At 45.3% G+C, this 22,362-nt stretch carries 20 protein-coding genes; 5 read left to right on the forward strand and 15 right to left on the reverse strand.

Annotated features, from left to right (window positions below):
• Positions 1–314 precede the first annotated feature (314 nt).
• From HY811_09045 to HY811_09110, 14 genes are all read right to left on the reverse strand, one after another.
• A complete protein-coding gene (locus tag HY811_09045; protein MBI4834946.1) occupies positions 315–1,436 on the reverse strand; it encodes a hypothetical protein in 1,122 nt (373 codons plus the stop codon).
• Positions 1,437–1,455: 19 nt separating this feature from the next.
• Positions 1,456–2,139, reverse strand: coding sequence for a hypothetical protein (locus HY811_09050; GenBank protein ID MBI4834947.1), 684 nt, complete (start codon positions 2,137–2,139; stop codon positions 1,456–1,458).
• Between the two features lie 54 nt (positions 2,140–2,193).
• Complete coding sequence (locus tag HY811_09055; GenBank protein ID MBI4834948.1) at positions 2,194–2,325, reverse strand: putative Ig domain-containing protein; 132 nt, start codon at positions 2,323–2,325, stop codon at positions 2,194–2,196.
• 38 nt (positions 2,326–2,363) lie between these two features.
• Positions 2,364–2,969, reverse strand: a complete 606-nt coding sequence (locus HY811_09060; protein MBI4834949.1) for a hypothetical protein — start codon at positions 2,967–2,969, stop codon at positions 2,364–2,366.
• A 39-nt stretch (positions 2,970–3,008) separates the two neighbouring features.
• Complete coding sequence (locus tag HY811_09065; protein MBI4834950.1) at positions 3,009–6,380, reverse strand: fibronectin type III domain-containing protein; 3,372 nt, start codon at positions 6,378–6,380, stop codon at positions 3,009–3,011.
• 152 nt (positions 6,381–6,532) lie between these two features.
• Complete coding sequence (gene radA, locus HY811_09070) at positions 6,533–7,921, reverse strand: DNA repair protein RadA (protein MBI4834951.1); 1,389 nt, start codon at positions 7,919–7,921, stop codon at positions 6,533–6,535.
• Between the two features lie 48 nt (positions 7,922–7,969).
• Positions 7,970–8,344, reverse strand: coding sequence for a four helix bundle protein (locus HY811_09075; GenBank protein MBI4834952.1), 375 nt, complete (start codon positions 8,342–8,344; stop codon positions 7,970–7,972).
• Entirely contained in the window at positions 8,341–9,132 is a 792-nt protein-coding gene (locus tag HY811_09080; GenBank protein MBI4834953.1) for a 16S rRNA (uracil(1498)-N(3))-methyltransferase, read from the reverse strand. Before HY811_09080 ends, HY811_09075 begins: the two co-directional genes overlap by 4 nt.
• A gap of 162 nt (positions 9,133–9,294) precedes the next feature.
• Entirely contained in the window at positions 9,295–10,821 is a 1,527-nt protein-coding gene (locus HY811_09085) for a hypothetical protein (GenBank protein MBI4834954.1), read from the reverse strand.
• A gap of 531 nt (positions 10,822–11,352) precedes the next feature.
• Positions 11,353–11,946, reverse strand: a complete 594-nt coding sequence (locus HY811_09090) for a hypothetical protein (protein MBI4834955.1) — start codon at positions 11,944–11,946, stop codon at positions 11,353–11,355.
• Between the two features lie 169 nt (positions 11,947–12,115).
• Positions 12,116–12,859, reverse strand: a complete 744-nt coding sequence (gene ispD, locus HY811_09095) for a 2-C-methyl-D-erythritol 4-phosphate cytidylyltransferase (protein ID MBI4834956.1) — start codon at positions 12,857–12,859, stop codon at positions 12,116–12,118.
• 37 nt (positions 12,860–12,896) lie between these two features.
• On the reverse strand, positions 12,897–13,802 hold the full coding sequence (locus tag HY811_09100) for a segregation/condensation protein A (protein MBI4834957.1): 906 nt from the start codon (positions 13,800–13,802) through the stop codon (positions 12,897–12,899).
• Between the two features lie 141 nt (positions 13,803–13,943).
• Complete coding sequence (gene trpS / locus HY811_09105; GenBank protein ID MBI4834958.1) at positions 13,944–14,930, reverse strand: tryptophan--tRNA ligase; 987 nt, start codon at positions 14,928–14,930, stop codon at positions 13,944–13,946.
• A gap of 5 nt (positions 14,931–14,935) precedes the next feature.
• Positions 14,936–15,580, reverse strand: a complete 645-nt coding sequence (locus HY811_09110) for a site-2 protease family protein (protein ID MBI4834959.1) — start codon at positions 15,578–15,580, stop codon at positions 14,936–14,938.
• A 107-nt stretch (positions 15,581–15,687) separates the two neighbouring features.
• On the opposite strand from HY811_09110, the gene HY811_09115 reads away from it, so the two are divergent.
• The 5 genes from HY811_09115 to HY811_09135 are packed head-to-tail and all read left to right on the forward strand — an operon-like array spanning position 15,688 to position 20,542.
• Entirely contained in the window at positions 15,688–16,644 is a 957-nt protein-coding gene (locus HY811_09115) for a KpsF/GutQ family sugar-phosphate isomerase (protein MBI4834960.1), read from the forward strand.
• On the forward strand, positions 16,644–17,987 hold the full coding sequence (locus HY811_09120) for a hypothetical protein (protein ID MBI4834961.1): 1,344 nt from the start codon (positions 16,644–16,646) through the stop codon (positions 17,985–17,987). The genes HY811_09115 and HY811_09120 overlap by 1 nt, the downstream gene beginning before the upstream one ends.
• A gap of 4 nt (positions 17,988–17,991) precedes the next feature.
• The gene (locus tag HY811_09125; protein MBI4834962.1) at positions 17,992–18,537 is read left to right on the forward strand and encodes an HDIG domain-containing protein; all 546 of its coding nucleotides are present in this window, start codon (positions 17,992–17,994) and stop codon (positions 18,535–18,537) included.
• Between the two features lie 3 nt (positions 18,538–18,540).
• Complete coding sequence (locus tag HY811_09130; GenBank protein MBI4834963.1) at positions 18,541–19,263, forward strand: HAD-IA family hydrolase; 723 nt, start codon at positions 18,541–18,543, stop codon at positions 19,261–19,263.
• Positions 19,264–19,285: 22 nt separating this feature from the next.
• Positions 19,286–20,542 (forward strand): amidohydrolase family protein, encoded by a 1,257-nt coding sequence (locus tag HY811_09135; GenBank protein ID MBI4834964.1) that lies wholly within the window; start codon positions 19,286–19,288, stop codon positions 20,540–20,542.
• Positions 20,543–20,845: 303 nt separating this feature from the next.
• Here the strand turns inward: HY811_09135 and HY811_09140 are convergent, their stop codons facing one another.
• Positions 20,846–22,093, reverse strand: a complete 1,248-nt coding sequence (locus tag HY811_09140) for a PD40 domain-containing protein (protein MBI4834965.1) — start codon at positions 22,091–22,093, stop codon at positions 20,846–20,848.
• Between the last annotated feature and the right edge of the window lie 269 nt (positions 22,094–22,362).

Here is a 22,362-nt window from a genome sequence, read left to right on the forward strand (position 1 = left end):
TGTATTATAGCTTTTAGGGGTGAGTAATATAGCCTTTACCCGTATGTATTATAGCCTTTAGGATGGGGTCAAGTAGCTTTTACCTATATGTATTATAGCTTTTAGAGTGGGGTCAGGTAGCTTTTATAATGGAGTCTAGTAGCCTTTAGGGGGGTGTATACCCGCCCCCCCCTCCGCCTAAAACCTCATTTAATTGATTTAGAAATGAATATACCTGCCTCGCCGCCTGCCTGTCCGGTAGGCAGGGCAGGCGGGCGAGTTTTAGCCACCCTTGCGTGACGGGGATGCGTTTTAAGTAAAACGATTAATCCTTATCACTCCTCGCGCTTTTTCCAGTCTTCCCATTTCTCTGAATTACCGGTATATTCTATGACGGTTATTTCCCTTGCCCGTTTCTTGATATCTTTATCTTTATCTTCTATTAATTTATCCAATACCTCCGCAACATGTTTTTTTATGGATTTATCTTTTAGTTTAACGTAGCGGTCATCAAGCTTTTCTACAAACAACTTGCCTGCTTCTATGGCGGTTAACCGGACTTGTTTATCTTCACTCTGGTCGCCGGCAATCGTTAACAGCCGTTTTATTATATCGCCGTCTGCATAATTCCCAGCAAGCGTTAGTAATGCCTCAACAAGCCTCTTACGTGCTTTTACATCTTTATCATACGGCGATACGCTTAAACTATTTAACACCGTGCCTTTTGAAATAACATAAAGCGAAAGCATTTCCAGGGCATTATTCCTTTCATCTTCATCAGCACTAACGATTAAATCCTTGTATTTATTAAAGGTTTCGACGTGTTCTGGGTTTTCTTTTATTACAACGGTTTTATTTGTAAACAACGCCCCAAACCATGCGCCTTCTATTGGAATTGTTTTTACATCTGCTGGTTTCTCTATTGTCGCATAACTTCTATGTTGTTCCTTCTGCTTACCGGTACAAGCCGCTTCTATCTTTACCGAACCGGTTTTTAACGGCACTAATGTCCAGGTATAAGTTATTGTTTGATGAGGCTCTACATAAACAAAAGAATAGTCATAACTATAACCCCACCCTTCCCGTGTTCTGCTCCACGTCCCACGAGCATCATATTGTTTGCTTTCATTTATTGAATAACCATCACCAAAAAGCGCCGGTTCATAAAATGGCTTATGAGTAGTATAGGCCTCGGTAAACGCCCTCTTTTTATCGGTCAGGCTGGTCAGTTTTAATTCCGCTTTAATCTCTTCGCCAAGCAGATATTCGTCTTTATCCGTAACAAGCTCAAGCCGGAATATTCCGTCGTTGTTTATATCAGTCTTCTTAAAAAGACGATTATGTTCCATTTCCGGCTTGGACTCCTTTTCTTCGGCATAAGATAAAAGGAAGGAAGAAAACGTTATTATAGAGAAACAAACAAGGCTTACCGTTGAAATCAGCTTCTTGTATTTCATAAAACTCTCCTTTCTTGGTTTATTTTTCAGGGAAAGTAATCACTTTATTTGTTACCTCAACCCCGTCGCCCCCTGAAAACTCAATCGTTTTAGATGCAGGAGCAGTATTACCATCCACGGTTTTTGAAAATTCTACACCAATATTTACTGCAAAGACATTTTTCGCAGGGACTGGTTGCCCATTTCTGGTGAAAGTTGTTTTGTTAAACGCATCCTCTATCTTTTGCGCCCGTAGAACGTAACGCATATCCTTGGTGAATTCTTCTATAAGTTTTCGAATATCTTCTTCATAAGTTTGAATTGTTTCTGTTTGGGAATTAAAGACTCGAATATTTTTCATCCCAATGTTTAAGGCTAAATTCCTTAGAAACTCAGCATATTCATTGTCGGTAGCATTTTGGACATTTAGTGTTTTTGTTCCAATTCCAAACTGGAAAAATATAAAAGAATCATAACCGATTGAAGAAACACTGCCAACCCCATCTTTTTTCATTAAGGGTTCCGGTGAGTAGCCTAAACTTCCTGCAACTATAAGCTCGGTATCATCATCTTTTGAACCGCTATGGCAATGCCTGATATCAACGACTACACCATGAAGCTTTAAATAGGGAATCCTATATGGCGTAGGTTGTGCCGGGTTTGCCTTTTGCACTCCTCCCTTATTTCCAGCCTCAAACCCAGCAAATGCGATATCGTTCAGCAATGATACCGCCTAATAAAACTAGTAACAATGGTTTGTTAATCATAACCATCTCCTCTATTTTTTAATTCTTATAGACAATGTTTGAATATCAGCTGTCGCTCCTGGAATTAGGTTAGAATCCTGTGCTTCCACATCAAAAGTAAATGTTCCAGCAGTTGTCGGTATTCCGCTTATTCTACCAGTCATAGAATAACCGATGAAAAATATTCCTCGTTCCTACAATTTTATTTCTGCTTGATTTCTTGTGCGATACCAGAAAGACATTCTTTAAGTTTCGCCGAAGTGTTTGTATTATTTATCTTGTCTTCTAGAAAGACTACAGACAATTTTTTACCTATTGTCTCAACTAATAAATACTTTAAGGCTTCTTTTAAGAAATGTATCCGATGTCGGGTATCTTCACTATAGGTTAGTTTTTCTAATTCTGTATAAATTCGTTCGCTAACGGGTTCTAATGATGGCGTCCCTATTTGGGCAAGAGCGTTAAGAGCAAACCGACCTTCTAATATTGTCCTTGGCCTTTCACGCTCAATTCCAAGATAGCAAAAATCAAAGTTTTTAACAAGTAAAGATAAAGACTCGTTGGCCCGATAAGTAGCCATTAATTTACAAAAGCTCACCTTGACTTCATCGGTTTCTTTATCCCAATTGGCCTCAAAATACTTCACCAGCTCTGTTATATCAGTTTTATATTTAATCACTTGACCATCCATAAAGTTAATTTTACCTTCTTTATTCATATCATTAAACCGCTGCTTGTTATCATCACCACTTAAATACAGGACACATCCTATTACCAGTAAAATCATTGTTACTTTTAATTTTATCATATTCTCGCCTTTCTAATAATTTATTTAATTAAGATTAAATTATTTTAAATCCCAGGTTAAATTAGTATAAGATCCGAATTCTACTTTATTGTCTTTTCTGATAGAGTTTTCCTGAATCCAATCATCATTTGCTGGGCCTATTTTCTTTCCGCTTCGCACACAATACCACTGATAGACCAGTGAACATCGTATCTCTGCTCCATTATCATTATAAACAGCGTATTCTTTCATATTTGAGCGAGCTCTAATAATAGTCCCAATGGGTTCGTTGAGGAATCCAATGCCGGGGGCGTCATAGTCATATATTTCACCCTGCGATTTATCGGATAGTGGGTTATTATCCTGATAGACTCTGGGACTAGTATCGTTACCAGGGGGTATTACAATAGAAAAATTTCGAATAAGCCCTGGCCAAGGAATGCTTCCATTATTGGTGTCCTTAAAATATCTAAATGCTCCATCTCTTTGAAGAACCACAGGGAAGTTAAAATCTGAAGGCTTGACCGTTCCTTTCAGTTCAATCCCCAGTCCATATCTATCCCATCCCTTTCTCCATACGCCTAAATCCTCAAAATAATCATTCGCAATTTTATCTCTAGCAGCGTTTTCGGTTACCGGCGAAAGTTTACCAGATGTTTTGCCGGTTATATCCGAAACCCATAAGACGGTAAAGTTTATTTTATCATTAATCCCTCCTGTGTCTGCCGCTTCCAATGAAATCGTCGCATCTCTCATTGTCGTGCTTTCAGAGAACCCCTCAACCCAAAAATCTTTTGGTAATGCCGCATTTGAAAATTTATTATTACGACCATTAAATTTAATTTCTGTTCCACCTACAGGAGCTGTGAATATTTTAACTTTATCGTTATTTCTTGTAAGAATCAGATTAACATTACCGTTCCATGTGGTTGGGGTTACCCGCTTGATCTCAATTTTTTTCCGAGGTGCATTATTGTTATCAAAGTTCCTAACCACAATACCTCCGATAGATATTTCATCTGTATCTAAAATACCGTCAATATCTAAATCTAATTCTAATACTGTAAAATCCTCTTCAAGAACACAAGTAATATCTTCTGTATAGCCACGCACCCGCACTTTCGCACTAATCGCTGTTTTATTTACGTCAATGCTGGGGCGAACCCCCTTAAGCTGCAGGGTTAAGCCACCCCGAATAAATGTATAAGGTGGTTGAGTTGTTAATGAGGCATCTTCTTGAGGAATAATTTTTGGTGGTTCGGTTAAGCCCATCATTACCGATGGCACCGGCCCCTGAATATAAATATAACAGGTCTGTTCTGTATCTACTCCTATCAGGTCATCATTAGGGTCAAATGTATTGGCGAACTTTATTTGCATATCAATTACGGTAAATCGTTCTTCAGTCCAACCATACCCAACGGTCGTTAATACCACATCATCATTCTGGTCGCTGGTTGCCGTACCTTTAATTATGACAGTTATTGGCTCGCTCTTATTTTCTCCTTTCGGGATGGTTAAGCTGATAATATTTGGTGTTACAGTTGCGCGGCCACCAGACTTACCGGAAACCGGTATTCTCAAAGTAATAGATTCCGTAATCTGTTCTTTAGCCGTTTCTCCTGTAGCCATTTCTAAAGTAACGGATATTTCTCTTGGATTATCCACTTCAACATACTCAAACTGTTGGATTACTACCCTGGTTTTCGGTTTTTTTGCATGCATTCGAGAAGTGGATTGATAAGGTGAATCGTTAAAAGCGGCAGGCATTGTTCCATCACTTATCACCTGAATAACGCCATTTTCTAATCCAATCGGATAAAAAGTGCCTTTTGAAACACGGCTGAAAGATACCGGTTCGCCAATTGTGGAATCAATATAAGGGCTTCTTATCCAAAGTTTTTCCGTTAGTTCAACTTGGCCAGTTACAAGATTTATCGTCCCGGAAGAAATCTGCGCCGGGTTATTAGCAAAGTTCATAGTTCCATAATTAATATTGTTTAACGTAAATGCAGTCCCTGTATAGGCCGTTCTGGTAATTGTAAGCGCAAACACCCCTGGATTGCCGGTTGGTTTTAATTCTATGGAGAGGTCACCTGTTAGGCTCGTAGTAATTACCTGCTCACCGGACTGTTGAAGACGAATTTCATTCTGGCAAGGGTATCCATAGAGATATAAATTAATTGCGGCAGTTGGGTTAATTAAAAGTGTTAAATAATCTATTAACAAATTAAGAGAATAGCCAAAAGATAAACGTGCTTCAACGGTCATTTCGTTATCCGTTAATTTCTCTAACTTCTTGGAGATAGAATTAAGCGGGTCAAGCGCTGATTTATAATCATTTATAATAAGATATGATTTTGCTTCATTTAAACGGTCGGAGAATGATTCATAAAGCCCCGGCTTGATAATACCAGCTTTAACGTTATTAAGTGTAGTAATAGTTTCGTCTATGGTCGGAATATGGGCAAAGGTTACCGCCGCGGACATATTGGATGGCGCGCTATTACCGGCCACATTATAAGCTCTGATCCGGTAATAATAAACCGCACCCGGAGAAAGATTCGTATGAGAATACGTGGTTGCGGGGACTTCCGGATTGGATTCAACAACCGCAATCTGGACAAACGGGTCGTGGCAACTGGTTTTGCTTTCAATTATAAAGCCTTGCTCATTATCCGAATTATCCTGCCATGTAAGATTAATCTGTGATGAAGATACTGCTGTAGCTACTAAATTACTCGGCGCGGCAGGCGGCTGGATTTGCGGGGCGAAATCCACTACCGCAGGCACTGCCTGCATATTATGCACCGTCCCGGTAAGGAAATAACCACGATATCCGCCACTGCTATTTGTAACAGTGTAAGCAAATGTAGTCGTGCCGGCCTGTAAAGCCTTCCACGTAATAGTAAACGCCAGGCGATTCGGGTCACTGGGAGGAACATCATCCTCGGAAAACCACATCCACGGGTCTACGATTATCCAACCGGTTCCCCTCCTTGATATCCCTGTAGAAAATGCCCCGGATGTAACATGGTCCGCTTCCACAATATTCGGGTCAAAGGTTATCTTAAGATACCCCATGCAGAAATACCCAAACAAATCTCCTTCGTCCCATGTTATAAAATGTTTTATGGTTTTAGTCTGGCCTGCCTCCGAAAAGGTTTCTGTGCCGTTTGAATCCACCTTGACATGTAATGTATTGTGCCCTGTAAATTGTAGTTGCGTATTGGATGAGTCCAGATTATCCGATGCCTTTGTGATTTCCTCTTTAAGAACGGCTTGAGAAAATCCGGCAAGCTCGTTTGAGGAAGATGTTGTTTCATTGCCAGCGGAGGAACCTGACGTGATATCTTCCGCCCTGATTCCCAAACCCAGCAACATCCAACCCAAGAGTATTATAAGACCAGCTTGTTTCACTTTGCGTGGCATAAGCAACTCCTTTTACATATTATTATATTGTTACAGACCGTTTCCCCTGATTGGTGCTATCCGCAAAGGTGTGTTCTCAATTAATCAGGAATCAATTATCAATTAATACAAGTATAAAATATCATTCTCAAGGTGTCAAGAGATTTTATATCCTACACTTGCTCAGGCTCTTTCCTGAAGACTATCAGCTGTGCTTTGGAAATGGCCTCTCTTAAAGACCCTATTTTTACCGGGGTTAGTTCAGGAGAATGACTCAATCCCTTGGCATTCTTGATTGGCATCATAATTTGCTTAAACCCGAGGCGCTGGGTTTCATTAATGCGCTGGTTTATCTGGTTTACCCCGCGAACCTCCCCGGTCAGGCCAATCTCCCCTACCATCACGGTTTCATTGGATATGGGTTTGTTCTTGATAGATGATACTATCGCCAAAGCTATCGCCAAATCCGCCGCCGGTTCGTCTATCTTTACCCCGCCCACGACATTGACAAAGACGTCCTGGTTGGAAAACGACAGTCCGATACGCCGTTCCAATACCGCCAGTATCATCAGGACACGGTTAAAATCCACCCCGCTTACCCGCCGACTCGGCACGGAATAAAACGACGGCGCAGTCAATGCCTGTATTTCAACCAGAAGCGGCCTGGTTCCGATAATCGTGGGCATAACGACCCTGCCGGCAGAGGTATCGTCATGGTCTCCGATAAATAGCGCCGATGGATTGGTCACCTCCTGCAGGCCTTCCTTATCCATATCAAAAAGCCCGATTTCGTTGGTAGAGCCGAAACGATTCTTGACAGCGCGCAGTATTCTAAACGACTGGAACCGGTCGCCTTCAAAATATAATACCGTATCAACCATGTGCTCAAGCGTCCTCGGACCGGCAAGAGAGCCTTCCTTGGTAACGTGTCCGATAAGGAATAAAGCAATACTCTTACGTTTGGCCAGATACATGAGTTCCAGGGTAGATTCACGCACCTGGGTAACTGTGCCGGGCGTGCCGGGAAGCTGGGGTTTATATATCATCTGAATAGAATCTATAATCAGGAAATCCGGATTGTATTCTTCGACATAGCCTCCGATAACGTCCAGGTTGGTCTCCGAAACCAAGAGAAGATTGTCGGAATTGGTGCCTAACCGCTCGGCGCGGATTTTGGTCTGGTAGATGGATTCCTCGGCGCTTACATATAACACCTTTTTGCCGAGTTCGCAGAGCTTGCCGGAGACCTGAAGGATAAGAGTGGATTTGCCGATGCCCGGGTCGCCGCCGATAAGCGTGGCAGAGCCGGAAACGATGCCGCCGCCCATAATCCTATCCAACTCATTAATGCCGGTAGAGACGCGTTCTTTATCTATGCTTTTTATTCGGCTCACCGGCTGGGGCTTTTCCCCGGAAAGAATCGGGCGGTCGGTCAGGGCGGTCGGGGTAATGACTTCCTCAATCAGGCTTCCCCAAACGCCGCAATCCGGGCATTTGCCGAGCCACTTGCCGGTTTCATAACCGCATTGCTGGCAGCGAAAGGCTTTCTTCAACTTCTTCATAAGTTACAAGTAAAAATGAGCAATGAACAATTAAGAAATACAAATAAATTATTTGGCGTTCTTTTTCAGGTTCTGCTTAGAAGTCTTAACACTTTTCCCGAATATTTTCTTAATTTCCAAGGATTCCTGTATTAACTTATCAATATCCTCCGATTTGTTTAATTCAGAATCCTTTAATAATCTTAACCAAAGATTAGTTTCTTTTGCTTCCTTAAAAGAAATACTTAATTTATAGGTAAAATCCTCTTTACTGAACGCAACAGTGGCTTCCTCATAATTCGCCGCGATAGAAGTTGCCGAGCGCAATAATTGGCGGCCAATTTCCTGCGCCGCCATCTCACGCGGGAGCTTTCTGACCAATTCAATTACACTCAAAGCAAACTTATAAGTTCTATCCGAAAGGTCGTTTTCAATACTGCTCATTGTTCATTGCTAATTGCTAATTGATATTTAAGCATCGCCAGCATCGCCACGGCGGCGGTTTCCACCCTCAATATTCCGCCCACCGGCATCTGGACCGCCTTAAACCCGGCGGCCTTGGCCTTTTCCACTTCATCAGGCGAGAAATCGCCTTCCGGCCCGATGAGGTATAGTATCTTTACACACCCCCTACCCCCTCCCCGATTAGGTCGGGACTCCGCTGCCGCTACGCTTATTAGAGGGGAATATGTTATCAAATCATCTCCTTCGGGATAAGCTAAGAGTTTTATATTGTAGTCGTTTATTGTACCAAGTAATTTCGCAAATGGCAATATTTCCGCGATTTCCATAACGGTGGATTGGGATGATTGCCTGGCGGCCTCCACGGCTATCTTTTTCCAACGCTTAACCTTGTTTTCGCCGACGTCCCTGACGACACTGCGCCTGGTTTCCATGGGGATAAGCTTATTAAGCCCTAGTTCAGCGCACTTTTCCACCAGCCAGTCCATCCGGTTGCCTTTGGGAATAGCGACAGCAAGAGAGATATTAGTTGTTGGTTGTTGGTTGTTAGTTGTTGGCTCTTGCGGAATAATTTTTAGCTGTGTATTCTTGCCAAGCACACTTATTTGCGCATGATGAATATTGCCGGATTTATCGAAGAGTTCCACCTTATCGCCGATTTTCAGGCGGAGAACCCGGCTAAGATGCAGGGACTGTTCTTCGTCAAGGGAGACCTCCGCTTCCGCGCCGGTAACGGGCGTATCTATGTAGAATCTATGAAGCCGTTTCATACAACTAATAAGTTACAATGAACAAGTATCAATGAGCAAGGAATTTCATCCTTAATTGTTAATTGCTAATTGTTCATTGTCACTTGTAACCAATAAAAAACCCCCCGGATTTTTAATATCCGAGGGGCTTTTATCTGTGCAATTAAGCACTTACATACAGGGTTAGAATTTTACATTGGCCCCAAACATAAGCAGGGTCATCGAGTCAAAGGTTTCATAAGCGCCTGCATTCGTCGGTGTCGGGTTTGTAAAGGCGATTGAATCGAAGAAATCGCCACCGGATAACATTCCCAAACCGAGAACGAAATCGACATTATCAGAATACTTTAAAGTAGCCTTAATATCGACTTCCATTCCGAGCGCATCGTCTGCGGCTTTCGCCACATCATCACCAGTTAACAGCAAGCCATCCGGACCGGCAGTATTAGTGAACGGCGGAGTGTCAAGCGTAAACTGGCCGATGAGCATCTTCAGGTTAAGGGGCATCGAGTTCCCGCCTAATTTGAGTGAGGTTTTAATCCCCGCCTCTATCTTAATAGCGTTATAATTGCTATCAAGATCCAGACCGTAGAGAGAATCCTCTAAGATCATGGTTGATTGTGAGTTCTCGTAGGAGATAAAGTGATTATTTTCGGTATATTTTACGGAGGCTGATTTATAGGCATTCGAATCATCACCGCCGCTTACGTTCCACATGGAAAGATCCACGTAGGGCTTTACCGAAACATCGACGAAATCATATCTTCCGCCGAGACGATAAGCCGAAGCAACTTGGTCGACATCCGCTACCTGTCCGGCAGCGTTGACACCAATATTGCTAAGAGTGCCGGTCTGGTTGTAATACTCAAAATAGAGTTCCAGATTAGGCACTGCACCGAAATAATCCACTCCAAACCCGATGGTCATGGCGTTCAATCCGGTATTTAAAGCTGCCCCACCGTTGGTATCCGGGTTATTCATCTGGGCAATTAATACCTTAAGAACGTTCTTTTCACCGGGTAGTTTGTAGGCGACATTCACCCCGACCAAATTATCATTGGCGCGGGCGGCTCCTGTCTGCCTGGTCACCCCATACATGAAGTCGACCTGATAGTTATCGTCCTTCAGCGAGCCGTAATTAAACAGGAACCCGCTGAATTCAGAAACTCCACGAGCGGTTGCTGCGTTGGCAGCAATCTGGCTATCCATAGGCAGCCAAACGCTGTAGGTCTGCGCTTCGGAAACATCCATAAAGAAGGCGCCTTCGCCTTCCCTGAGGGTAAATTTAAGGTCCTGGATTCCATAGCTCATTGTTAGTTTAGGGCTGAAAAATTCACCTACCCTGATGTAAGCCTGTTCAATGGCAGGAGAAATGTTATCGGCTCCGCCTAAATCCACGTTGGAAGCGGTGCCTGTTGCCGCTGCGCCGGCGTCATTAAGAGCGCTCACGCGGCGGTTTTCGAACTGAACAATCGCGGTCACTTTCTCTGCCAATTCCCATTTCGTATTAATCGTAATGAGAGGTGTCAAAATCGTGTCGCTGTGTGAAAGTGCCCCGTTGTGGAAGGTATTGATTTCCTTGCTGCGATAAGCAGTAGGAAGCTCAACATCTCCTGACAGGCTGAAGCTTGCCGGCACATCTGCCAGAGAGCTGCCCGCCACCAGTCCGACTAACATTATGCTTAAAACAACTAACCCGAGTTTCTTCATATTTCCTCCTTTTAAAACAAACTTACTAGGGTGGTCCAGTTATCAAGATAAGATTCTGTCACTCTTAGGAAGCGGCAAACCTTAATAATTTCCCATCTTATCTCTTATACTTTCTCACCTCCTTTCTTATTTTTATGTCAGGACCATTTCCCTCAAGACCCTTTAGAAACATTATCTAAATTTTCCAATCTGCCTCATTTAGATACCGCTTCTAAGAGGCCAAGCAAATTCCGACAATTATACTCAAAATTCCCTTCTTGTCAAGAGAAAAATCATTTTTTGGATAAAATTTTTTCCTTAACAGGATACAACCCAAGCCCCGGCCCTTTTAGCCCATTAGGATAATATCGGTAAATATGAGGGTAAGGCTTTAGAATAATATTAGGTATACTCAAGAATGAATAACCCCCACCTCCGGTGGGGGCGACTTAACAGTCCCCGCCCTAAATCGGGCGTGGAATAAAGTCGTAGAGTCGAAAAAATAGCCCCCGAACTTTCGTCCGGAGGCTATTTTAGATTAACCGTTGTGGGTTAGAACTTCATACCTAAAGAAATGGCTACCCACATACCGCCGAGGTCATTGATATTGTCAACATAATCAGTGGCGACGCCATCAGGATCGAAAGATACTGTGGTCAGTACTCTGTATCCTAATGTGACGTTCAGGTTAGTCATGATTTTTTCTCCACCTGAAACAACGCCCCATGTAACAAAGACATCAGCCATTGGAGTTGTATCGTTCATTCTGATAAGGGCCGCGGTATTATCCCAAGCCTGTAAATCAGCCATACCGATATGCAACCCGGCTGTGAATTTGTCGGTCAGCTTGCGAGCCAGTAACATGGCTTCGATGCTGACATCAACATCAACAACTGTAGAAGTAGCACCCGCGTTTTTATCTTCTTCTAAGGAAATAGTTGAGCCCTCTTTGTAGAAGCCGATATCGGTTTTCGCATCAACCGGTAAAGCAATAGCTAAAAAGCTACCGCCGCCTGTTTCAGCGTTCTTATCGTTGCACTTGTAATACATCGTGCCCAATTCGAAACCGAGTGATTCGGCCTTAGCGGATAAAACCATTCCGCTCACGAGAGCCAGTGCTAATACCAACATTGTCAGTTTTTTCATTATTCTGTCTCACCCCCTTTCATATTTTAAATACTCTATCTGTTATTTTGTTTCCAAGTTAATTTAGACGATTATACTCATTATTCGCCTTGAGTCAACTATTTTCTGGTTAATTTTATTTTTCTCGATTATTTAATTATCGTAAACAAAACCGAATAACTTTAATAAATTATAATTTTTCTTTAATAATTTCCAAATCACCGATGGTGGTAATCTTCATATTATCGTAACTTCCCGGGACGATCCTCACTTTATAGCCCGCGTTTTCCGCTAAAGAGGCATCATCCGTGATTATATGCTTATCGGCAACGAATGCCATTTTACTATAGGCCTTTTCGAGGATTCCCCTTTTAAACCCCTGCGGAGTCTGCGCCGCCCAAAGTTCGGCCCTTTTCAGGGTCTTTTCTATCACCCCGCCCGTTTTAACCAGTTTTATGGTATCTACAACCGGAACAGCCAGGATAGCCGCCCCGAATCTCCTAACCGCCCTTATTAATGTATCTATATCATCTTTATTAACCAGGGGGCGGGCAACATCATGAACCAATACGACCTGACTCCGCTCATCCACCGCCTTTAATGCCCTGGCAACCGAATCCCGGCGTTCCTTACCCCCTTTAACCAGCTTAACTTTGCTCTTCTTTACATATATATTAACGAGTTTCCCGGCTTTTTCCATATCCTGCGGGTTTATGGCAATAATTATCTCTCTTAAACGCGGGATGGCGGCAAACTTATTAATAATATGCATAAGGAGCGGCTTGCCTTTTAATATGATAAAGGGCTTACGGACAGACTCCTTCCGTGCCCTTGGCTGCCTCTTTGCAAATCCGGAGACTTGCATCCTTTTGCCCAAGCCGGCAGCGGGTATTATTACACTAATATCCCTATTGGTTCTCTTGGCTTGTTTCATCGGTATTCTTAAAATTACCCTTTAGGAAAAAATCATATTATTCTGGCTGCCCGGTTTGTATTTGGGGGTTATCCGGAATTTCCGGAATGCTTTCCGCCTCTTTTACCGGTTGAGACGCGCCTTCCGGAACTGCCTCAGGGGTTTCTGCCGGCTTAACGGCATCAGGCTCTTGCGGTTGCGCCGCCTGGGGTGTAATGACTGGATTAGCTTCAGGGACAACCGCAGGCACAGACGGGGGCGCCAACTTTATGGTTATTTCCCCGAAATCGCTTTCCTGGTTCAGGGTGATCTTCTGTTCTTTGGCAAGCTCCAGCGCCGCCAGGAAGTTTTTAAGGGTAATTATCTTGTTCTTGCCATGCTCGGTAAGCACGGAAAAGGTCATTTCTGCCTGGTCTTTGAGGCGCTCAAGAATAGAAATCATAAACCGTTCCAGCGGAACATCCTCGTAAATAATCGAAAGCGAGGTCTCCAGTGCGGTTTCTTTGGTCAGGCGGTTAAAGGTCTTAACCAAAGGCCAAAGTTCAATTTCCACCACCGGTTCGGGTTTTTCTTCCGGCGTTTCCTCTTCCTTAATAGAAGGGCGCGGATAAAGCTGTAATTGCTTCTGGACGAGCCCGGATAAAATCTTTGAAAGATCCTTGTATTTCTTATATTCTATGAGCTTCCTGACCAATTCAAAGCGCGGGTCGTCCTCTTCCGGCTCTTCCTCGTCGCGCGGCATCAAAGACCGGGCTTTCATTTCTATCAGGGTTGCCGCCACGACCATGAATTCACTCGCCATATTGATATCCAGGTGTTTTATCATTTCGAGATATGACATATATTGGTCGGTGATGCGGGATATGGGAATATCGTAGATATTAAGCTCTTCTTCCTTGACCAGGTAAAGCAACAGGTCAAAGGGCCCGTAGAAGTTTTCCAGTTGGACTTTATAGTCTGTCATATTTAAAACCTATAACGAAATAAGATTGCTTCCCCCGAATGCTTTCGGGGTCGCAATGACAATTTTCCGCGCCTAAAGCGAGTCATTGCGAGTCCTCCGATATCCATCGGGGGACGCGGCAATCCCGTTTTAATATGAGTTCTAAACCAAAGCAACGGCCTTTTTCACCTCAATCATCGTCTGGAGGGCAATCGCGCCGGCCTTCTCGGCGCCCTGTTTCAGGATTTTATTGACGTAATCCTTGTCTTTTTCTATCTCGCTGCGTTTTGCCTGAATCGGCTTTAGCCTTTCGACCACGATATTGGCAAGCTCTTTCTTACAGTCGGTGCAGCCGTGTTTGGCGTCCTTACATTCCTGGGCAAGCAAAGCCGCGCGGTCCGGTGCAAAGACCTTGTAATAATCAAAAAGGTTGCATTCTTCCGGATGGCCCGGGTCGTTGCGCTTAATGCGCTTGGGGTCGGTGAACATCGTCTGTATCTTTTTGGCAATCCCGTCAACCGGGTCGGAAAGGTTTATCACGTTGCCGTAGCTCTTGCTCATCTTGCGCTTATCTAATCCCAAAAGGCGCGGAGTCTTGGTCAAGAGTGCTTTCGGCTCCGGGAATATGTTGCATTTAAACAAGTGATGGAAACGGCGGACAATCTCCCGCGCCAGTTCCAGGTGCGGCAACTGGTCCTCGCCCACCGGCACGGCATTGCCTTTATAGAGCAGGATATCCGCCGCCTGTAAAACCGGATAGCCCAAAAAGGCGTATGTGGTCAGGTCGCGTGTGGTGATTTCCGTCAACTGCTCTTTATAAGTCGGGCATCGCTCGAGCCATCCCAAGGGCGTGATGCAGGAAAAGACCAACTGCAGCTCCGCGTGCTGGGGAATATCGGACTGGCGGAAAATCACGCTTTTCTCCGGGTCGATTCCGCAGGCTATCCAATCCGTCACATTATCCATGGAATATTCCGCCAAGTGCGAAGAATCCTCGTATTCGCTCATCAGGGCGTGCCAATCCGCCACCATATAAAAGCAATCATATTCTGATTGCAGTTTAACCCAGTTCTCCAGGGCGCCGACCAGGTGTCCCAGGTGGAGTTTGCCTGTCGGCCTCATTCCGGAAAGTATTCGTTGTTTCTCCATAATTTCTACCTAATAAAGCTTATTAAAAAATAATTCAGCTTTGCCATCAATAAATTCAGAAAAGAAAATCCGCCGGTCACAACCAAAACCATAATAATTATGAAGCCAAACGGTTCTATCCTATCCAATGATGCTTTCATATCCCACGGAAGAAAATAACGCAGTATCCTCGACCCATCCAGCGGAGGAATAGGAATAATGTTAAACAAAGCCAAAAGGATATTGATGTATATAAACAAATAAAACAACGTTATATTGAATTCCAACAAACTATGGTTAAACGTGGTCCTGTTTGCCAGAAAAGCAAACCCTAAAAAGAAACAAAATCCTATAATTGCCAGGAGCAAATTGGAAAAAGGGCCGGCTAAACTGCTTAGCATCATGCCTTTTTCCGAATCACGGAAATTATACGGGTTTATCGGCACCGGTTTCGCGCCCCCGAAAACAAACCCGCTGGTAAAAAACAGAACCACCGGCAATATGATAGTCATAAACGGATCAATGTGTTTTAGGGGGTTAAGTGTTATACGCCCTTGATAGTAAGCCGTATTATCCCCCAATTTATAAGCGACCCATCCATGGGCACATTCGTGGATAATCGCTGAAAAGCCCAGTATGGTAAACGACAATACCAGCCAGATTATATCCATTTAACAATCCTCTACACAAAGATTTCATTATATAAACACTCCCTGCCCATTTCAAATATAATTTAACTTGCTTTTCCGCCTTATTGCTGGTAAAATGCTCAAGTTATATGGATATTAAATACGCCAGGAGTATTTTGTTGTCTGAAACAAAGGCAATCCAATCCCTTTCCGGGCGGATAAATGCCTCTTTCAAGAAGGCAATCGGGATGCTCCTTTCCTGCAAGGGCAGGGTGGTCGTGACCGGAATGGGCAAGACCGGAATCATCGGGGAAAAGATTTCCGCGACGCTCGCTTCCACCGGCACACCTTCGCTCTTCCTCCATCCGGCTGAGGCATACCACGGCGACCTGGGCAGGCTCGCCAAAAACGATATCGTCCTTTTATTATCCAACAGCGGCGAGACCGAAGAGGTCGTAAAATTGCTGCCCGCGGTAAAGAAAATCGGCGCGGTGGTCATCGCCATGACAGGCTCGGCTAAATCGACCATCGGCAAATTGAGCGACGTCGTCCTGGAAACGGGCAAGATAAAGGAAGCCTGCCCCTGGGATATCGTCCCGACGGCATCGACCACTGCCATGCTCGCCTTAGGCGACGCCCTGGCTTTGACGGTCTTTAAACACCGCAAATTCACCAAGGAACAATTCGCTTTATACCATCCGGGCGGGGAGCTCGGCAGGAGGCTGCTCAAAGTAAAGGAAGTCATGCGTTCCGGCAAATTCAACCCGGTCATCAAAGAAGACCGCCCGGTAAAAGACGCGCTGGTCATCATCACCCAGAAACGCGCCGGCGCGGTGAATATCGTAAATAAATCCGGCAAACTCACCGGCATTTTCACGGACGGCGACCTGAGGCGCCATATAGAAAAAAGCCCTGATATACTGACACACCCCGTAAAATCCATCATGACGGCAAACCCGTTGACAACTACCGCCAGCTCACTGGCAGTGGAGGCATTACGCATCCTTAAAGAAAAGAAGATAGACGAACTGCCCGTGGTTGACGATAAAAAACATCCGGTCGGAATGCTGGATGTCCAGGACTTATTGGATGTAGGATTGGTTTAATGGGAAAATTTATCGCCTGTTTATTCTTCATTGCCTGCGGGATTATTCCCGCCGTTTATCTTAAGGCGCAGGAAGACGACAACTCACGCGCCCCGGTGGAAAAACAGCAGGTTATCGAGGGGTGGTCTTATTCACATTACGAAAAAGAAACACTCATCTGGCAGGCTAAAGGAGAAAAAGCCCTCATAAGCAAAAACGAATACCAGTTAAAAACACTGGTGGTCACTTATTACCTGGGCCTGGAAGAAGGCGTGAGCACCCCGACAGACCGGTATCTGGTCCTCTCGGCAGATGACGGGGTCATTTCCCAAGATAATAACACCGCCGTATTCAAAAACAACGTCTGCCTGGAAATGCCTGAGCACGCCCATTCCTACCTGGATAAAGTCTGGAAAATCCGGGCAGCCGAAATCGGGATAAAATTAACGGGCGGCAAAGACAAGGCCCCGAAAGAGATATTCGTCTATTCCCCCAAACCGATAACGCTGACCCAAAGCGGCGGAATCACCCTGACGGCAAACAGTTTTAACGCCGCGATCATCGATAACTCTTTTAACACGGCCGCCTCACCCGGCAAGGGCAAGACCGAATTCAGGAAAGTGGTCTTCACCAAGGCACTGCTCATCCGCCTGGCGTCCGCCGAGGCTTCCACAGGAACCAACAAAACACTCGTATTAAAAGCGGATATCATGGAACTGTGCGACCCGGAAAAAAAGGAAAGCAGCATCGCATTAAAAGGGAAAAAAAGCGTTCTCTTGAACGATTCGCCCCCGCTTTCAAATTCAGCCAGCGCCCCCGGAAATAAAAATATCCAGCAGGAAGGCGAAAAGACAAAGGTGGTTAATACATCCTCTGTCTGGATTACCTGCGAAGGAGATGCTTTCATCTATCCGTATTTCCATAAGATCGAATTCAGGAACAAAGTCCGGGCAATCCAGTCGAGCGTGAAACTGGATATCAATAATACGCCGGCCGAAGAACCTGCCGGAGACACGCTCACGCCCACGGCTGTCTCCAAAGGGGTATTGACAACGGATTTCCTGACCCTTTTCCTCGACCCGGTGAATAACGAAATTACAAAGGTCCGCGCCGAAGGAAACATCATTCTTACTAACCAGGAAAATTCCGTCTTGAGTTGTGAAACCCTGGACTGGCTGCCGGAAAAACAACTTATCACCATCAAGTCTAAAAACGAAGTCAAGATATGGTCTAAAAACAACTTGATCACCGGGGTAGAGGCGGTCATCCACACGGGAGCGAGCGGCCTGATGTCCAACGGCTCCTGGGGAAAAATAGAGCTCAAAGGCGGAAACCTGTCCATCCCAAAAGAGAACGGGAAATAAGCAGATGACGAGAGACGAAGCGCGTAAATTAATGGAATCAAAAATCACCAATATCAACCTCCGGAAGCATATCCTGGCGGTCGAGGCAGTCATGAAATTCCTGGCACGGGAACTAAAGGCCGATGAGGAAGAATGGGGAATGGCGGGCCTGTTGCACGACCTCGATTACGAGGAAACCAAGAATTCTCCCGAACGGCACGGATTGGTCACTGCGGAATGGCTCACCGGAAAGGGCATAAACGATGCAATCATTAATGCCATCAAGGCGCATGCGGAGAAAAAGCCGCGCGAGACGCCCATGGAAAAGGCCATCTATTGCGCCGACCCGATAACGGGGTTCCTGGTCGCCTGCGCGCTGATTAAGCCGGAAAAGAAACTCTCCGCGGTGGACGCGGATTTCGCCAAGAACCGGATGAAGGAGAAGCGCTTTGCGGCCGGCGCCAACCGGAATGCCATCATGGCGTCTTCCGAACTTGGCATGGAGCTGGATAAATTCATAAATATCTCGCTGGACGCGATGAAATCAATAAACGCCGAATTAGGATTATAGCAAATGAATAAAACCAGGCTGATTAAAATGAAAGGCAAACCTCTTCCGGATACCAAAGGCGTCCTTTTTGACCTGGGCAATACGCTTTATGATAAGATGCAATACCTGGACGCCTCCTTTAAAAACGTCGCAAACTATCTCCATAAAAAAAGGTATCTGGATAAAAAGCTGACCCTGGAGCTTCTTTACCGCATCTGGAAAATCAAGACCAGCCACTATGAATTCCTGTTCAAGGATTTCCTGGAAATCATCGGGGTCTATTCCGCGAAATTACTGGACGACGTTTTACGGATTTACCATTCGACCGATGCCAAAATCAAGCCCTATAAAAATGTGCCGTTACTTCTTGCATATTTGAAAAAATATTATAAAATAGGCTTATTAACCGATGGCCATCCGCAGATGCAACGTTTGAAGTTGAAAACATTGGGGTGGGATAAGGCCGGAAAACCGTTCGACGTCATCGTCTATACGGCGGATTACGAAAAGCCATACTTGAAACCCAACCCATTTGTTTACCAACTGGCCGTGGAAAAGCTGGGCTTAAAACCCAGGGAAACCGTTTACGTCGGCGATAACCCTTATGATGATTTTGCCGGCGCCAGGGAAACCGGGATATTTACCATACGGGTCTTACAGGGTGAATTTAAATCGGTCCGGCTGGATAAAAAGCTCGAAGCCGATATGACAATCAATAATATCGGCGAGCTGAAAAACATCTTATAATCGAGAGATAAAAATAAACGATATGATTCTGCGAGCTAAGTTTTTGATGGTTGACCCCGAAACGCTTATCGAAAACGGCGCGATAAGGGTGGAAGGCGCTAAAATCACCCAGAGCGGCAAGTTTCCACTCGCGAGCAAACCATCCGGCAACGGGGTCCTCGACCTGGGCGACGCCATGATTATGCCGGGGCTGGTGAATCCGCATACCCACCTGGAAGGCCCGGCAACCTACGGCGGCATCCCGCCGATGGGCGAAAAGCGCCTCGTCCCGCCCCAATCATTCACGGACTGGGCGGAAAAGGTCATCAGCATACGCCTGCGCATGAATTCCGATGATTATAAAAAATCCACTTTGGACGGCTACGATATTTTAATCCAAAACGGGACCACCATGGTCGGCGACCATACCCACGTCGCGCATACCTGGAGCGTCCATAAAGCGGCAAAAATCAGGCGGGTCGTATTTGAGGAAATCGTGGACCTTAACCCCCTGACTGCTTTACAGAGCTTTAACGGATTGGCAAAACGCATAAAAAAGGCTCCCTCCAACGGTTTAATCCGGATCGGCGTGGCGCCCCACGCGCCGTATTCCGTATCGGCGGAGTTATATAAATCGCTCTTCAATTTCGCCCGGAAAAAGAAGCTTCCGTTTTCCACCCATTTAAGCGAGCTTAAGGACGAAAACGAGCTCATGACCAAAGGCACGGGAAAAATCAGGGCGTACCTGAAAAGAATCGGCCGGGATAACCACTACTGGCGCCATCCGGGAACGACTTCTGTCCAGTATATGGCAAAGCTGGGGATTCTGAAAGCCCCGGCGTTTTTCGTCCATTGCAATTATCTTTCCAACCGCGATATCAACTCCATTGCCCGGGCAGGCGTCAATGTCGTTTTCTGCCCGAACAGCCATAATTATTTCGGGCACCGGAACCACCCCTTCAGGAAACTCCTGAAAAAGAAGGTAACCATCGCGCTCGGGACGGACGGGCTGGGGAGCAATGCGGATTTAAGCATCCTGAAAGAAATGAAATACATCCAGGATAATTATTCCGGCATGAACACCTCTCAATTATTCCGGATGGGGATAACCAACGGCTTAAAGACCCTGGGCGCGGATAAGAAGCTGGGGGAATTAAAGCCGGGCTTCCTGGCAGACCTGACCGTCTTCCCCTTAAGGCGCAACATCACCCCGCCGGAAAGGGTCAAGCAGAACCTGATAGAAACCGCGCCGAAAGCCATCCTGACCATGGTTAATGGCAGGATTATCTACCGGGTGTAATAGCCATATTCATGGTGAGACTTTCAGGGCGTTATCCTTCGAGAACGCTCAGGGTGTTACCGCCACGACAACCGGATTGCCAAACGGGCCCATCCGTTTCCTGCGGTCAAACCACTGCGCCTTATAAGCAAGAGTCACTGTCGTCACATTCCCCACATTATGGACATAGGGTGAGTTAGTATCCAGCGCCAGGAAGCGGGCCTCGCCTTTGGCGGTAAGCAGAACAGGGCAAAGCCGGAAGGTTATGAAATACGCTCTTATACCCTCACTTTAAAGAAAACACCGGCGGTAAAGGCGGTTTAGTTACTTTTTCAGCGCTTCGGAAAGTAAGACAATAAACTCTTCCAATCCGGTCGGTTTCCATGCCGGCGAGGTGTTAAAATTAGCATTATCGGTAGAGGTTATAACCTCAATTTCTTTTCCGGAAGAATCAACCACGCCAATCGCGAAATGTTTATTACGAAGGGTAGCAAAAGCAATATTCGTGCTATCCGGGCTCCAGGACAGCCGAGTACCCATCGCAATCGCATTATTAGTCAGCTGTTTATAAGTTTTATTATCGGCAACGGACATTACGAAAATATCATACCCCATATTCCCCGATGAGATAAATGCTAACCGGTTTCCGTCGGAAGCCCAGTCCGAACACTGTCCGTCTAACAACCTGGTTTGGTTCCGGCCATCAAGGCCAATCGTATCTATCTCTAAAACTTGGCTACCGGCTTGCCTGGTAGTAAATGTAATCTTTTGGCCATCCGGAGTCCAGGACGGGAAATCATCATAACCTCCTGAAGAATTCGTCAATTGCTTCTGGTTATGCCCATCTTCATCAATCAGGTAAATTTCATACCGTCCATTCCGGTTGGAAGCAAAGGCGATCCGACGGCCATCTGGACTCCAGGTTGGATGAATATTATCACGAGATTTAGAGGTTAATTTTACCTGGTTTTTCACCACCCATCCTTCCGGTTCCCAGGCAAAATCCGCTACATAGATATCACGGTCTCCTTCCGGTCCGCCGCTGAAAGCAATTTTGCTGCCGTCCCAATTGCAGGCCGGATGTTCTTTGGGCAATGCATCTTCGGTAATTTTCCGGCGGTTCTGGCCATCGGCATCCATAATAAATATTTGCGGTCCGCTGTTTATATCTACGCAGAGAAGCTGGGGTTGCGCAAGCGCAATAAGACGACGGAGTATCAGTTTCGCACGCATAACGACTTCCGGGTCGCTATTGCGACGCTCATCTTGGATTATTCGAATGAACTTTCGGATTTCTTCTTTTAATAACGCCAGATTTTGCTCCGTCGCGGCGTTCTTTTCCATACGGAGAGCTTTTTTAAGTTCGCGATATTGCCGGAATAGGTTTTCTGCATGGTCCAACAAAGCCAACTGGGCCGCTTCGCGTGTTTCCCAATCATTATCGCCTAATTGAATGATAAGCGATTGGATTTTATCGTTTTGATTGGTTTCCTTCACGGCATCGCCTGATATTGAATTATGCAGAATAAACGTCGCATAGAGAACTAAACAAGCCAGTATTATCTTTTTCATGCTATTTCCTTTCCCACCACAAAAAAACCGACACTTCCTACGGGCATGCTTGTCCCGATGACAATCGGAACGCAGACGGGGAATCCCGTACCGAAGGTATGGGATGATTAATCTTATTTTTCTACGGGGTTACCGCCACGACAACCGGATTGCCAAACGGGCCCATCCGTTTCCTGCGGTCAAACCATTGCGCCTTATAGGCAAGAGTTACCGTTGTCACATTCCCCACATTATGAATATAGGGTGAGTTAGTATCCAGCGCCAGAAAA

This window comes from Planctomycetota bacterium (assembly GCA_016207825.1).
GTDB lineage: Bacteria > Planctomycetota > MHYJ01 > JACQXL01 > JACQZI01 > JACQZI01.